The 15114-nt window shown below is 46.1% G+C and carries 11 protein-coding genes; 7 read left to right on the forward strand and 4 right to left on the reverse strand.

The features are described 5' to 3' along the window. Positions 1-317: 317 nt before the first annotated feature. Positions 318-989 (forward strand): SOS response-associated peptidase, encoded by a 672-nt coding sequence (locus QT992_RS21025; protein ID WP_333336599.1) that lies wholly within the window; start codon positions 318-320, stop codon positions 987-989. Between the two features lie 150 nt (positions 990-1139). Further along, entirely contained in the window at positions 1140-1526 is a 387-nt protein-coding gene (locus QT992_RS21030) for a VOC family protein (protein WP_333320019.1), read from the forward strand. Positions 1527-1849: 323 nt separating this feature from the next. Here the strand turns inward: QT992_RS21030 and QT992_RS21035 are convergent, their stop codons facing one another. Then, a complete protein-coding gene (locus tag QT992_RS21035; RefSeq protein ID WP_333320017.1) occupies positions 1850-2467 on the reverse strand; it encodes a CP12 domain-containing protein in 618 nt (205 codons plus the stop codon). A 663-nt stretch (positions 2468-3130) separates the two neighbouring features. Between QT992_RS21035 and glpX the strand changes: the two genes are divergently transcribed. The 3 genes from glpX (at position 3131) to QT992_RS21050 (ending at position 8927) form a co-directional block, all read left to right on the forward strand. After that, a complete protein-coding gene (glpX, locus tag QT992_RS21040) occupies positions 3131-4168 on the forward strand; it encodes a class II fructose-bisphosphatase (RefSeq protein WP_333320015.1) in 1038 nt (345 codons plus the stop codon). Positions 4169-4313: 145 nt separating this feature from the next. After that, positions 4314-5606: a glutamyl-tRNA reductase gene (locus QT992_RS21045; RefSeq protein WP_333265774.1), complete on the forward strand. Its 1293-nt coding sequence runs from the start codon at positions 4314-4316 to the stop codon at positions 5604-5606. Between the two features lie 312 nt (positions 5607-5918). Further along, entirely contained in the window at positions 5919-8927 is a 3009-nt protein-coding gene (locus tag QT992_RS21050; RefSeq protein ID WP_333336602.1) for a UPF0182 family protein, read from the forward strand. A 150-nt stretch (positions 8928-9077) separates the two neighbouring features. Here QT992_RS21050 and QT992_RS21055 read toward each other — a convergent pair whose 3' ends face one another. The 3 genes from QT992_RS21055 to QT992_RS21065 all read right to left on the reverse strand — a co-directional run bounded on the left by QT992_RS21055 (position 9078) and on the right by QT992_RS21065 (position 12818). After that, positions 9078-9860, reverse strand: a complete 783-nt coding sequence (locus QT992_RS21055; protein ID WP_333320011.1) for a hypothetical protein — start codon at positions 9858-9860, stop codon at positions 9078-9080. A gap of 138 nt (positions 9861-9998) precedes the next feature. Further along, positions 9999-10949, reverse strand: a complete 951-nt coding sequence (locus QT992_RS21060) for a PIN domain-containing protein (protein WP_333320009.1) — start codon at positions 10947-10949, stop codon at positions 9999-10001. 240 nt (positions 10950-11189) lie between these two features. Then, positions 11190-12818 (reverse strand): site-2 protease family protein, encoded by a 1629-nt coding sequence (locus QT992_RS21065; protein ID WP_333336604.1) that lies wholly within the window; start codon positions 12816-12818, stop codon positions 11190-11192. Between the two features lie 168 nt (positions 12819-12986). Here QT992_RS21065 and QT992_RS21070 point away from each other — a divergent pair, with 168 nt between their 5' ends. Next, positions 12987-13214, forward strand: coding sequence for a hypothetical protein (locus QT992_RS21070; RefSeq protein ID WP_333336606.1), 228 nt, complete (start codon positions 12987-12989; stop codon positions 13212-13214). A 346-nt stretch (positions 13215-13560) separates the two neighbouring features. Further along, a complete protein-coding gene (locus QT992_RS21075) occupies positions 13561-14994 on the forward strand; it encodes a hypothetical protein (protein ID WP_333320004.1) in 1434 nt (477 codons plus the stop codon). Positions 14995-15114: the final 120 nt, after the last annotated feature.

Below are 15114 nucleotides of genomic sequence, written 5' to 3' on the forward strand. Positions count from 1 at the left end.
ATGAATTTTCTTGTGGGGTGTCCCGCAAGAACAGGCAAGATGCCTGTTCCACAAAGAATGAATTTTCTTGTGGGGTGGGCGTCTCGCCCGCCCGGTTTAGTCCGACAGTCCGACAGGGGTTAAAAACCCCTGTCTCATAGCTAAAGTCCTCTAAAAGAGGACTAAAATAGATAGATATTGAGATCGTATTTCCAGTCGGTTTTAACCGACTTTAGCTTTGAGGCAGGGGTTTAAACCCCTGCCGGACTGCCGGATTGCCCGACTGTTGAACTAACTGCCGGAATCGGTAAAAACCGCGTTAATACCAATTATAAATTATGTGTGGACGATACACTTTAACTACTTCAGGTCAAATCATCGCAGAATTCTTTAAACTATCGGGAGTTCCCGACATCAAACCGCGATACAATATCGCCCCAACTCAATCAGTTGCCACAGTCACAGCTTCTCCCGAAAAAATGCAGCGAGAGTTCCAATTTATGCGCTGGGGTCTGATTCCAAGTTGGGCGAAAGACATGAAAATAGGCAGCAAGATGATCAATGCGCGATCGGAAACTGTAGCCGAAAAACCTGCTTTTCGCAGCGCCATCAAGCACAGGCGATGTTTGATAGTCGCTGACGGTTTCTACGAATGGCAACAGGAGGGAAAGAACAAACAGCCTTACTATTTTCAAAAGGCAGACGGCGAACCTTTTGCTTTTGCCGGTTTGTGGGAAAATTGGGAATCTCCTGAAAAAGAAAACATTGTATCTTGCAGTATAATTACTACCGCTGCTAACGAAACAGTGCAGCCGCTGCACGATCGAATGCCTGTGATTCTCCCCGACAGCGATTGGGAACACTGGCTAGATCCTGCTGTTAAAAATGCTCAGGAAGTTTTGCCCCTGTTAAAACCCTATGCTTCCGAAGCGATGAAAGCAAAGGCCGTAAGTGCGATCGTCAATAGTCCAACTAGAGACAGTCCCGAATGTATTAGCGATCGGCAATAAATCATTGCAGCCGACAAAACGGAGATAGTTTGAGTTATGATGTAAAATAATGTTTGAGTTGTAGCTTGGGTTTTCTAAAGATCAGTTTAACTCCGTTGTTATTTGCTCAAACAGTTTTTAAATCTTAACATCAGTTAGAACACAAAAAATATGATCGGATACGTTACACTGGGTACCAACGATATTGAAAGTGCAGCCAAGTTTTATGATGCTTTGCTTGCTGAAATTGGCGCTCGACGATTCATGGAATTTGACCAATTTATCGCATGGGGTGTTTCTGTTGAGCAACCAGCACTTGCTATTACAAAACCCTTTGATGGTAACACAGCAACTGTTGGCAATGGAGTAATGATAGCTCTTAAAGTTGACAGTCCCGAAAAAGTCAACTTAGTTTATAACAAAGCGATCGCACTTGGGGCTAAGGATGAAGGAGCTCCAGGACCAAGAGGCGCGGTGCCGGGGTTCTATGCGGGATATTTTCGGGATCTTGATGGGAATAAGCTGGACGTGTTTTGTATGACTGAGCCAAACACTTAAGATTTTTATTTTTCGTGAGGCGAGCCGAAAAAAAGCTATTTCCGATCATTAGCTATTAGTTATCAATCCCTAAATAAGCTAATCCGCATTTAAATGGCATGGTAAAATAAATTTTCACTCTTGTGGGGTGGGCCGAAGAGCCCGCCCTCAACATACAATTTAAATGCACAACAGCTTAAGAGTTGATAACTAATAACTAATAGCTAATTTTTATAGCAATCCTTGCAGGAGTCGTAAACTTTTTACCCCACCCCAACCCTCCCCTTTGTAAGGGGAGGGAGTAAGAAATTCACAAATGATTTAGGATTGCTATAATAACTAAATTAACTGTCGTACATCCGGGCTTCGGCTGCGTCAGGATTTTCCTCGCAATACTCATCAAAAGCAGTTTTTTCAAGCTTCTGCGATCGCTGGTGAGAAGCCTCAGCCTGCATTTCCTCTACAATATCCCAAGCTACCGCGCACTCTTTGGAAGTAACTCCTTTTTCGGCACAAATAGTCCTAGCCTCTGCGATCGCCTGTTCGATTTCTTCGTCAAATAAAATACTCTTCGGCTTCTCAAGAAAATCGCTTTTTGTCAAGATATCCGTGACAGAAATAATGCCCACTAGCTCGTCCTTAATCACCGGCGCCCGGCGGATGCGGGTGTTAGCAAACAACCGAGCCACGTATTCCACGCCCAAGTCGGGATTCACCGTGATGCACGGTTTGGTCATAATCTCGAAGACGCGGACTTTTTTCGGGTCTACTCCGTAGGCTGCTACTTTATAGACAATATCCGTTTCTGTCACAATGCCATAGGCATCTTGTTCGTGGCGACGTTCCACAATCAACGCGCGCAAACACAAATCGTTCATCATCGCCACCGCTTCAGCTACCGTTGCTGAACCGCGAATGGTAACAACATCTGTGGTCATAATGTCTTGGGCTTTCATCATCATTGTTTATTCCTTCCCGCTGATAAAGTCTACTGCGTCCCGATTTGGGGCTGTTCATTTGATTTGCGATCATCATTAGGACTTACCCTCAGAAACCCGGTTTCTACCAAAAGGTTTGGTTTAGTAACGATAAATCGGGTCTAGCAACCAGGTTTCTGAGAAATCGTGCGATCGCAAACTAATCATAAAACCTTTAACGGCACTCGCGATGACAAGTTGCCTGAAACAGCCCCTCGCTGCCCCGGAACCTCTGGAGTCCGCGATTTAGCCCTCAGACGGCAGGGCTGTTTCATTCTCTTGTAGGGGCCGTGCTACCCCTACTCCCCGTGCCGACCCTCTTGGTCTGATATGCCGATCGAATCGTCTAGGTCGGGGGTAGGCCAAGAAAGGCACTACCCTACAAAATTCATGTTTTTAGTGAGAATGAAACAGCCCTGGCTCAGACGGGGCTAGCGTGCGCTCCTCCAAGCAAGAGTGAAGTATTGGGGCGATCGGATCTTGGAGCTTGTTGGACTCAGATTTTCCAGCCCCAGTATCAAAGAAGCAAAAGTTAACACAAACTAAGCAACTGCTTGCGCTCGCACAGATCCCCGCCTCTGATAAACTTGATGGCTGGGAGTGCAAAATAGCACAAGGCACGCATCAGCAGTTGGGAGGATCTAGTTCGTGGACAATGTAATCGGTTTAGAGATCATCGAAGTAGTTGAGCAGGCAGCCATCGCTTCCGCTCGCTTGATGGGCAAAGGCGAAAAAGATGAAGCTGACAGAGTGGCTGTAGAAGCCATGCGGGAGCGCATGAACAAAATTCATATGCGCGGCCGCATCGTGATCGGCGAAGGCGAGCGCGATGACGCACCGATGCTTTACATCGGGGAACAAGTAGGTATTTGTACCCGCGAAGATGCCAAAGATGTCTGCAACATAGATGAATTGATCGAAATTGACATCGCTGTTGACCCCTGCGAAGGTACTAACCTGGTGGCTTACGGTCAAAACGGTTCGATGGCAGTTTTGGCAATCTCTGAAAAAGGTGGTTTGTTTGCGGCACCGGATTTCTACATGAACAAATTGGCTGCTCCTGCGGCTGCTAAGAATCATGTAGATATTCGCAAAACGCCAACTCAAAACCTCAAAATTATCTCTGATTGTCTCGGCCGCGGTGTTGAAGATTTGGTGGTGGTGGTCATGGATCGCCCCCGACACAAAGATTTAATTAATGAAATTCGCCAAGCGGGTGCAAGAGTTCGGCTGATCAGCGACGGCGACGTTTCGGCAGCAATTTCTTGCGCGTTTTCTGGTTCCAACATCCACGCACTTATGGGTATTGGCGCAGCACCCGAAGGTGTGATTTCCGCAGCAGCAATGCGCTGCTTGGGCGGTCACTTCCAAGGGCAGTTAATTTACGATCCGGCTGTTGTAAAAACTGGTTTGATCGGTGAAAGCAAAGAGAGCAATATCGCCCGCCTTAAAGAGATGGGCATCACAGACCCAGACAAGATTTACAATGCTGAAGAGCTGGCATCTGGAGAAACAGTTCTGTTTGCAGCTTGCGGGATTACTCCCGGAACGCTGATGAATGGAGTTCGCTTCTTTGGCGGCGGCGCTCGCACTGAAAGTTTGGTAATTTCTTCTCAGTCAAAAACTGCTCGGTTTGTGGATACAATCCATATGTTTGACCAGCCGAAATCTCTGCAATTGAATTAGTGATTAGTTAGTGGTTAACAGTTAAATGTTAACAATTAACAGTTAACGGTTAACAGTCACCGATGATTAGCAATTAGCGATAGACTAAGAACTAATAACAGGTGACTGTTAACAACTAAGAAAGAAATAGTGACAAATCACAGATATGAATATTGCAGTCGTAGGTCTCAGCCACAAAACAGCGCCGGTAGAAGTTCGCGAAAAACTGAGCATTCCAGAACAGAAAGTTGAAGCCGCGATCGCCCAATTGCGCGGCTACCCGCACATTCAAGAGGTTGCCATCCTCAGCACTTGCAACCGCTTAGAGATTTATATTGTTACCAGCGAGTCGGAGCCGGGAGTGCGAGAGGTTATTCAGTTCCTTTCCGAATGCAGTAAAGTTCCTTTACAGTCTTTGCGCCCTCACCTGTTTATTTTGCTACACGAAGATGCCGTGATGCACTTGATGCGAGTGGCTTCGGGCCTCGACAGTTTGGTGCTCGGAGAAGGACAAATTTTGGCTCAGGTGAAACAAACTCACAAACTCGCCCAGCAGTACAAAGGTGTAGGCAGAATTTTAGAGCGCTTGTTCAAGCAAGCTCTCACAGCAGGGAAGCGAGTTCGCACGGAAACTAGCATCGGTACTGGTGCAGTTTCTATCAGTTCGGCGGCGGCAGAATTGGCTCAAATGAAGGGTCAGCATTTAGCAAGCAGCAAAATTGCAATTATCGGTGCTGGCAAAATGTCGCGGCTTTTGGTGCAGCATTTGCTGTCAAAAGGAGCTAGCCATATTTCGATCGTCAACCGCTCTGTGCGGGGCGCGCTGGAGTTGGCCGGTCAGTTTAAAGATGCTCAATTGCACCTGTATCAGCTCTCGGAAATGATGCAGGTAATTGCCAGTTCAGACTTGGTTTTTACCAGTACGGCAGCTACCGATCCGCTGTTAAATAAAGCTAAATTGGAAGCGGTTTTAGACCCGAATCGCCCTTTGATGTTGGTGGATATTTCTGTGCCGCGCAACATTGACTCAGATGCGAACGAACTCGCTAATGTGCGATCGTTTAATGTGGACGACTTGAAAGCAGTGGTAGCTCAAAATCACGAAAGCCGCCGCAAAATGGCAATGGAAGCTCAGGGCTTGCTGGAACAGGAAGTAGAGGCTTTCGATCTCTGGTGGCGCAGTCTGGAAACAGTTCCTACTATTAGCTGTTTGCGGGATAAGATAGAATTGATTCGGGAACAAGAGTTAGAAAAAGCTTTATCGCGTCTGGGTTCGGAATTTTCGGAGAAACATCAAGATGTGATTGAATCTTTAACAAGGGGGATTGTGAATAAGATTTTGCACGATCCGATGGTACAGTTACGCGCTCAGCAGGATATTGAGGCGCGGCGGCAAGCGATGCAAACTTTGCAAACACTGTTTAATTTGGATGTGGATGTCAACCAGCAGTACAGCTAGTTTGTCATTAGTCATTGGTCATTAGTCATTAGTCAGTTGACCCGAAAGCAGGAGTCATATTATGTCCGGTAAATTACCATGAATAAAAATGCCTCCAACCCTGGCGGCAAAAGCATCATTCGGGAGGGTAATTTGCTCGAACCTGATAAGCTGTTGTGCATTTAAATAGAATGTCAAAAAATAATCTAAGTCTTGTGGGGAGTAGGGGTTGGGCCTAAGAGCCCGCCCTGAATATGCAATTTAAATGCGTGACAGCTTATCAGTTATCATTCCACCAATAACTAATGACTAATAACTAATGACTAATAACTAATGACTAAGAGGCGAATTTATCAAATAATCCTACTGATTGCGGGGCTGTGGCTGGTTTTTGAGTTGGCCTCCCGCATTGTGGCAGAAATTCTCTGGTTTCAGGAAGTTGGATATCTTCAGGTTTTTCTGTTGAAGCTGAAAACTCAAGGGTTGCTGGGGACGATCGCAATTGCTGTTTCTTCTGTCTTTTTGCTGGGAAATTTGGCTTTAGCCCGCCGCCTGCAACATCCCGCAGAGGAAATGAAATCGCCGGTTGCGGAGGCGCTATTCGCTTCACTGATGGCGAACAAAAGGGAGAAGAATTACGAATTACCTGTTGCTAAATCCCAAATTACCTTTTCCTGGCTGCTGTTGGCGGTATTGGGATTGAGTTCGATCGCAACTTTTATAGTCATTCACTGCGGGCTGTTAGCTGCAAACAGCCTCACCTATTTGGGTATAGCTGGCAATTTACCTGCACCGCCCGTGCAGTTAGGAATTGAGTCACTCCAGCAAATAGCAGTGCAGCTATTTTCTCACTGGTGGCAGTTGGGCTTGCTGCTGGGGGCAATGTTAGCTGTGGCAATTAAGCCTGATTTTTGGCTGCGGGCGATCGCCCTTTTTCTGAGTTTGGCGATCGGGCTGATTGCCGCCAGTCGCTGGACAAATGTTTTGCAATATTTTCACCCTACTAATTTTAACACAACCGACCCTCTTTTTAATCAAAATATTAGCTTTTATGTATTTATTTTGCCAATTTTAGATTTACTAGGCTTCTGGCTGACAGTTGTATTTTGGTACAGTTTAGTATCTTGTGCTTTAACATATTTGCTGTCGGGAAATAGCCTGAGTCAAGGGAGATTTTTGGGGTTTTCTCGATCGCAGCAGCGGCACTTGTACGGGTTGGGTGCAGCTTCCATGCTAGCCGTGGCATTCCGCTATTGGTTGGGGCGCTACGCATTGCTGTATTCGCGGGGAGACGTTACTTACGGGGCCAATTATGCTGACGTGACGGTGCGGTTGCCCTGGTATGGATTTTTGAGTATTTTGGCGGGGGCGATCGCCGTTTTGATGCTGTGCCAGGTTTACCAATTCAAAATTAAAAATGAACTCATCAAAAAAATTCTTTTAGCATGGGTAACTTTAACTTTTGTGGGAGGTTTACTGCTGCCACAAATTGTTCAGCAACTCATAGTTCAACCCAACGAACTAGCACGAGAACAGCCGTACATTCAGCGCAGTATTGCCTTTACTAAAGAAGCCTTTGATCTCAACAATATCGAAATAAAAACCTTCGATCCCGCCGGAAAACTTACTTATGCCGACTTAGAAAAAAATCAACTTACTATTAGCAACATCCGCCTGTGGGACAAGCGACCTCTGCTGCAAACTACCCGACAGTTACAGCAAATTAGACCATATTATACATTTCCTGATGCCGATATCGATCGCTACACAATCAAAAATGAAAAAGCACAACAGGGAGATTCGGAAAGCCAACAAGTGTTTCTGGCAGCGCGGGAATTAGATTACACAGCAGTTGCCCCGGATGCTCAAACTTGGGTGAACGAACACCTAGTTTACACTCACGGTTACGGCTTTACTCTTTCTCCCGTAAACAGAGTCGGTGTCGGCGGTTTACCCGATTATTTTGTCAAAGATATTGGAGTGGCAGCCCAGAAAGGAGAGACTGCTTTGGAAGTCACTAGCGATCGAATTCGGGCCAGTATTCCGATCGGCTACCCGCGAATTTACTACGGCGAAATCACCGATACAGACGTGATGACGCCCACAAAAGTCAAAGAATTCGACTATCCCAGCGGCGAAGACAATGTTTACAATACATACAGCGGTAAGGGCGGAATTGCGATCGGTTCTATGTGGCGGCGCTGGGTGTTTGCTAATTATCTCAAAAATTGGCAAATGGCACTGACTCGCAATTTTACGCCAGAAACTAAATTGCTGTACCGTCGAAATATTAATAAAAGAGTCCGGGCGATCGCTCCTTTTTTGCGCTACGATTCTGACCCGTATTTAGTAGTAGCAAACGCCAATCTTAGCAATGATGACATAGAAAAAGCCAGGGAGGACAATGGCAACAAGATTAAACCTGCACCCTCCGCTAATGATAAATCTCCCAACTATCTTTACTGGATTATCGATGCCTATACAGCAAGTCCTCGCTATCCCTATTCTGACCCCGGAAATCATGAATTTAACTACATCCGTAACTCCGTAAAAGTAGTTATTGATGCCTACAACGGGTCTGTTGACTTCTACGTGGCCAATCCCTCCGAGCCGATTATTAACAGTTGGATGGCTATCTTTCCCGGACTCTTCAAACCCCTTGACAAAATGCCTCCGGCTCTCCGCAAACATATCCGATATCCAGTAGATTTGTTGAGCATTCAATCAGAACGCTTGCTAACTTATCATATGGAAGACCCGCAAGTATTTTACAATCGGGAGGATTTGTGGCGAGTTCCCCGTGAAATTTATGGCAGCGAACAGCAGGCTGTAGCACCGTATTATTTGATTACGAAACTCCCAACGGAAACAGCCGAAGAATTTATTTTGCTGCTCCCATTTACACCAGTAAGTCGCAACAATTTAATTGCTTGGATTGCAGGGCGATCGGATGGTGGCAATTACGGAAAATTGCTGTTGTATCTGTTTCCCAAACAGCGATTAGTTTACGGCCCGGAACAAATAGAAGCTTTAATTAACCAAGATCCGGTTATTTCCGAACAAATATCTCTCTGGAATCGCCAGGGTTCAAAAGCAATTCAAGGAAACTTATTAGTAATTCCCATTGAACAATCTTTACTGTATGTGGAACCTCTTTACTTAGAAGCAGAGCGCAATAGTTTGCCAACTTTAGTCAGAGTTATTGCTGTCTACGAAAACCGCATCGTCATGGCAGAAACTCTAGACTTGGCACTCAAGGCACTTTTTCAGCAACGATCTACTAATAAACCGGTCATTATTCGACCACTAGAAGGAACAGCACCAGCTTTAAATAGTGAATGATATCAATTCCGGTTGTACTCATCATGATTGTTGACTGTTGACTGTTGACTGTGGACTGTTAACTGTTGACTCTGGGTCGAAAAACTCAATGGTTGAATGTTAAGTGTTGACTCGATTTTATTATTCCGATGCCAGCGGAAACGATATAAATTACTGGGATTTCTGTTCGCTAGCAGCCTTAATATCCTGCCACCAAACATCGACATAGGGCCACATCAATCTCTCGTCTCCTGCAGAATCTAGTTTCACTGTCACCTCATAACGGTCAATATGGGTGAGTTCGCCAGTTTTGCCATTCAAATACAATTGTTTGGGATTGTCGGTGATAATTTCTACCCTTTGATTCAACAGCGGCAGCATCTGGGTAGAAGAACCCTGAAACGGATTTTTGCCTTTGATCGCATAGCCGCCAATCAAAGATAAGTACATTAAAGCTAGGAAAAATAATGTACATAAACCCACAATTAGCAGTGTTTTTTGTTGTGAAAAACGGGTATAAACGCTCACATATCCTACGCTCATAGTTCCCACAAACAACAAATTTGGCAGGTACAGCCCATCTTCCAGAAACACGCTACCAAAAAACATGAGGGTTATCTGAAAACCAAATAATGCAGCCACCCAACTCCACCCAGTTAGCAACGATGCAGATAGTAGCCAATTCATTGCTACAGTAAGGGCGATCGCCATTGCTATTGCCCCAAGTGGTGCTGCATAATCGTACTGTCTGAAGGGAAGAAGAACAAAAAATACTAAAGCATACGCAAAACCCGCAAAAGCCAGTGCTAATCCACTAATTATTTCGTTCCAGTTCAGCATGGCGATGGATTTTGATATCACTAAAGTTAAGCGTTCATCTTCTGTTGTGGTAGTAGCCGTTGAAAATTCCCAGCGGACTAAGGCCGGAAATTCTAACCGTAGCGTGCGCCACAAGAACCTTACCACTATATTTAGGGGAGGAAACCGATTTGTGAACCAAGCGTGCTATTCCAGTTTCCCAAGGTGCAAGATTAACGATGACCCAAAGCACAAGTCAGCCGGATCTGAAGGTGAATTTTTCAGAAAACCAGATTATTTAGGGTCGATCGACTTAACAAATTGTTGCACAGGCTGCGGTAGAGCCGGCACAAAAGTCTTTCTAAAACCCCTAACATCGAACACTCGCCACAAAATACCTACCGCTACCGTCAAGAAAAATAAGGCTCCCAAAAAATTGAACACACTAGACAGAAAACCGCTGTCCCTTTTTTTCGGAGGTGTAATATGTTTCATGCGATATACAGCCGGCTCGTAATCTATCGACTCCTCGCGATTGCGCCGTGGCGTTTTGGGCCGGGAACTCGCACTGCGCTTCTGAGTCAAACCCGTTTTATTAGTTTTAGTAAAACTGCTGGACGACTTCAATTCAGAAGCGCCGCGCGTCCCCGTTAACTGGCTAGCAGAAGTGCCAGTTTTTCCTACAGCAGCATCCTGAATTCTGCTGTTAGGGCGCTGAGCCGATTTGCGTTCGGCGAGGGTACGCATCAAACTTTGCAATTGCTGAGTCGCCGCCGGCGGGCGTTCCCCTTTCCTCGCCCAATTTAACAGCATCGCCCCGGTAATCCCGCAGAGATTCGTAGCGCCTACAGAAGCCAGCCGCTTCAGCAGAGGCTGGCTGTTGGACACAAAAATCACCAATGCCTCCGGGTGTTCCTGAGCCAAACCGTAAACGCACTGAGCCGTCGCCACCACGAGCATTGCTGGCTTGCTTTGATTTTTAATCGAAGGTTCCAGAGCTCGGTGTGTTTCCTGAGCGTCAGTTGCAATCCAGCCGCTGTCGGCAAAAAAGCGCATAAACTCTCTAGCTACTTGCTCTTGAGCTTTTTCCACCGCTTGCCCTGTCAGACGATCTATTTCGTCGTACACTACTTCCGGGATATAGCAAGTTCCCACCTTGGCATATTCTTGCCACACTTGGGTTCTGCCAGTCATTAAAACATCTGCATCAAAAGTTACCAATACAGGAGGAAGTTGATTAGCCATGACTTTATCCTATAGGCTCAGATAAGTTATTTAAACTTAATTGATCAAGTTTAAACAAATTTTGGGTTATAAAAAAATCAACTTTTGGTAATAGATAAATTGCCCAGGGCGGGGCTCTTAATTGGAAATTAGTAGTTAGGAACCCGATCGCCCTTCAGTTCCCAGTTCGATCGCTCAATTCCTATATTCCACTAATTTACCGCAACCCAAGAGCCTATTACCAAAGATGCCCGACTACTGCTAGTTCCCGATTCCCAGACGGCCAGCCAAAGCCGGAGTCAAAGGCAACAGCGCAGCAATCATCAAGAACAAAGCTAGCAAACCCAAAGCCGCGCGAGCGTCGTCAGGCTCAGTCAGCTCGTTGAGGCTCGGCCGCTCCAGATTCCGCTGTAAAATCAGAATCACGATCGCCCAATACAGAGCCAAAGGATTAACTAAAGAAACGATTGCCAGCACCACAAAAGTCGCCAAAGTAGTGCGGCTGGCTATTTTCCGACCGTAGATGGCTTGCACGATTCTACCCCCGTCCAACTGTCCCGCCGGCATCAAATTAATTGCCGTTATTACCAAGCCCAACCAACCGATAACTACCAGCGGGTGAACGTCAACAATCTGCTGCTGCAACGCCGAACCCAAAACCACTTTTGCCAAAGTTCCCACCAAAACCGAGCCCTTGAAAAATTCTGCGGGAATTTGAAACAAACTGCCGGGGTGAGACAGCAGCAAACCCGTTACCAGCATTAGCACAGAAACTATTCCCCCAGCGGCTGACCCGGCAAAAGCGATGTCAAACAAAACTTTACGGTTGGGCAGCAGCGACTCAAAACGGTCGATCGCGCCAAAACAACCTATCTGCAAAGTTGGTATAAAAAATGGCCAACTCAAGCCAACATTGTACCGATTTGCCAGCACTCGGCGAGCAATTTCCCCAGAGCCTAAAACCGCCCAAATTCCGGCTGCAATTGGCAAAACTTCTAGATATCTAGCCGGCGAGTTAAAGAAATCGAAACCTAGCAGCAAACCGCCTGTCTCTAAGCTAGTAGCAATTGTTGCCAGCAGCAGCACGACTGCTAGGATTTTTTGAGACACCGTTGTTGGCTGCGGGTCGTTGGTGCTGGGCAATATAATAACTACGGGCTTCTCGTCCTGATTTTCTACTAAAAATAGGCGGTAGCGATCGTTTAATCTTTCTTCCAAACTTGCCGTCAAACGTGAGTGTACTTGTTCTGGGTCTCCTCGGAGATTGCCTTTGAGAATTACCCCATCTTGATAGGGAATCGTTTCTGTGGCAAAGAAAGTATCAATTCCAAAGATGCCTTTAATTGCCTTGAGGTCTTCCACTGGAACGGGAATTATTTCTGATTCATTATTCGCCGGCGACGAGGTGACGATTTTAATGGTTTCTGGGCCTGGTGTTCGCTGCGACTCAGGGGCCGAGAAAGCATCGCTTTGGGACTTTACCTCAGCAGCATCCGGCCGCGGCAGCACTGTATCAGATGCAGCCTTACGCAATTGCCGGCCCAGATAAATGTACAATCCCGTGGATGCCACGAGCAGCAACAATACCGCAACTAGATTGAGGTAAATTCCGGCGGCGAACAAACCAAAGAACAGCAGCCAGGGACTCATCAGCGCAACAGACTGCAACCAAGCCAAAATTCCCAGTTTGCCAAAAGGTCTGGCGCGATAAAATCCCCAACCCAGAATTCCCAGAGCAACCAATACGAGCGCAATTGTTGCCGTATTTTCCGATGCAACTATAGGCATTCCGGTTGCTTGCGCCAATAGGGGCTTTAATCGGTCGATCGCGCTGCGGTCGAGTAATAGCATTAAATTTTGGGGAACATGAAATAGAGTTGTTGGGAACATATCCAAACCTGTCGGAAACTAGCCTGATTACTAAGGATAACCTCTGAGGGCTACTCGGCCCACAACCTGCTGTTGCTGTTTGAACATCGCAGGAGCTAGGCTATTGACACAATAGACTTTTTATGATACCACATCGGCTGTGGCAAACCTATACTCAGAAGGGTACCAGTGTCGATCGGCCAGAAGCGGGCAGATTGGCGCGGGTTTGGCAGGCGGGGCTTTTTTAAGGATTTGTTTCGGATGCCCGACGCCGAAAATAAAAACTCGGCTCCGACCGTCGCAGAATTTCCAGAGCCGGCCGACTTGCTCAACCAGTTGAAAGCGCAGCGCAAAAAGCCGAGGGCCGACTTGGGAGACGTGGAGACGTTCTTGGAAATATTGGGCTCGGAGAGTTAACCCGTGTCTACCGACAGGATGCCGGGATACCACCTGACCCAGATAGCCAGTGTTGTGCGTTTGTTGTGCATTTGTCTTGCACAACAAATGCACAACAAATAAGGTTTGAGCCGCTCTCTCCTTTTCGGTAAAGAACGGCTCAAAGCATTGATGCTATTAGGTTTTATTAACGGGTACGGCAGGACTTGAATCAAAGCCTCGCTCTTGAATTACGAATTTCCGTCGTTCTAGCCATTTTTTGCACCCACTCCGAAAGTCCTGTTTTTGATTTGAGCGAACACTGAGCGACTTGCTGTAGGCTGAGTACATCAGTCGAACTCAGCACTATCAGAGTAGGGAGCGAGAGATGAGCGAAAAATCTAATCCTGTCACTGCAAGTACCACCGCAGACTACCTTATTGGCTACGAGCGGATTCTAGACTACTTCCAACAAGCACAGAAAGAATGCCCCAAGGGCGTAGGGCTAAAAAGAGACAGGAAAGCGAGCGGTGGTTACATAACGTTGCAATTCAAGTTAGGTGACAAGCGGGTCAACAAGACTTGTGGGTGCTACTTGACCATGCAAGGTATCACTGATGCTCTGAGGAAAGCTCATCTAGTTGCTAGCGGTTTACAGTCCTTCTCTAGCGAGAGTCGCTTTTTAGCCTGGTATGATGATGTTATTTTGGATAAAAACGTCATCAAAAATGATTTGATAACGTTTGGTCAGGCGATAACAAAAGTAGAGAAAGAATACTGGGATGGACGCACTAAACGCCGTCAACAACGTGACAGGAGTAGTATTAGTCAGCAACGTACTTGGAGTGCCGTTTACGGTGACTACTATAAGCTGTTGCCACAAGATAGGGTCGTAAACCTAACAGATATTCTGTCCGCAGTTAACGGTAAAAAACAAGGAACCAAGTGCTTTAAAAATTGCTTGTGCGCCATGAAAAAGCTTGCTGAGACTATTAACAGTGCCGACTTATTGGGCAGGCTCAAAGAGATTGACGGTAGACAAACAGAATTTCGTGAAGACCTTCAAACTTTATCGGTTGATGAGTTTTTAAAGCTTCGCGAAGTGGTTTTAGATGTTCCCAACAACAAACGATACCATTTGGAATCACGTAGGCGGTGGATGTGGGTATTCTCAATGCAGTTGGTGTATGGCTTTCGAGTTCATGAAGTGTTTGCGATTCAGAATATTGACAAGCCATTTAAGACGAAAGATGGTGTTATTATTCCTGCCTTGAATGAACCGATAAACAAACAAATGATTGCCGTAGTAGGCGAGAAGACGTTACTAGATACTACGACTAAGACGGGCTACAGGTTGTGTATACCCATGCTCCCTCCTACTCATCCTGACTTGATGGAATGTTTAGAAATCAAGTCAGGCAACTTGCCTGATGTTAGAACATCGTCAAACAATCCAAAGACGATTAGTGGGCTATACAGTGACCGCGCACAAACTATCTTAAGAAGATGGGACAAAGGCTTTACCCAAACCCACGCTTTACGTCACTTAGCGAATCTCAACGGTCAAATGGCGGGGATGTCTCAGGAGACAAGAGCTAAGAGTTTGGGGCATTCAACACAGATGAATGAAGGTACTTATAAAAAACGAGCCAATACTCAGACAACGATTGATTTACTAACTCAGTCCACAACAGAAGCTATTCCATTGGGTAGTGCAATTGGAGTGCTTAAACAGTTAGGAAGTGATGTGAAAAATGTCAAACTGCTAGCCGCTATTTACGGCATTACACCCCACGAAGTGATGGAGTTGCTTGCCGAATAATTTGAAACAAAACTTTACACTTCCTGTGTTGACAAGGAAGTGGAAGTCTGCAATCGTGAGTAACTAAGGAAGATTGATGCGCGGTTGACGAGCACTTGCAATGCTAGCCAAACCACGACT

Origin of the sequence: Microcoleus sp. T3_D1, from assembly GCF_036700405.1 — a bacterium.
Taxonomy (GTDB): Bacteria; Cyanobacteriota; Cyanobacteriia; order Cyanobacteriales; family Microcoleaceae; genus Microcoleus.

Excerpts from the sequence above, each read along its gene's own strand:
- QT992_RS21025 (WP_333336599.1), top strand. The coding sequence starts at position 318 with ATGTGTGGACGATACACTTTAACTACTTCAGGTCAAATCATCGCAGAA.
- QT992_RS21030 (WP_333320019.1), top strand. The coding sequence starts at position 1,140 with ATGATCGGATACGTTACACTGGGTACCAACGATATTGAAAGTGCAGCC.
- QT992_RS21035 (WP_333320017.1), bottom strand. The coding sequence starts at position 2,467 with ATGATGATGAAAGCCCAAGACATTATGACCACAGATGTTGTTACCATT.
- QT992_RS21045 (WP_333265774.1), top strand. The coding sequence starts at position 4,314 with ATGAATATTGCAGTCGTAGGTCTCAGCCACAAAACAGCGCCGGTAGAA.
- QT992_RS21050 (WP_333336602.1), top strand. The coding sequence starts at position 5,919 with ATGACTAAGAGGCGAATTTATCAAATAATCCTACTGATTGCGGGGCTG.
- QT992_RS21060 (WP_333320009.1), bottom strand. The coding sequence starts at position 10,949 with ATGGCTAATCAACTTCCTCCTGTATTGGTAACTTTTGATGCAGATGTT.
- QT992_RS21065 (WP_333336604.1), bottom strand. The coding sequence starts at position 12,818 with ATGTTCCCAACAACTCTATTTCATGTTCCCCAAAATTTAATGCTATTA.
- QT992_RS21075 (WP_333320004.1), top strand. The coding sequence starts at position 13,561 with ATGAGCGAAAAATCTAATCCTGTCACTGCAAGTACCACCGCAGACTAC.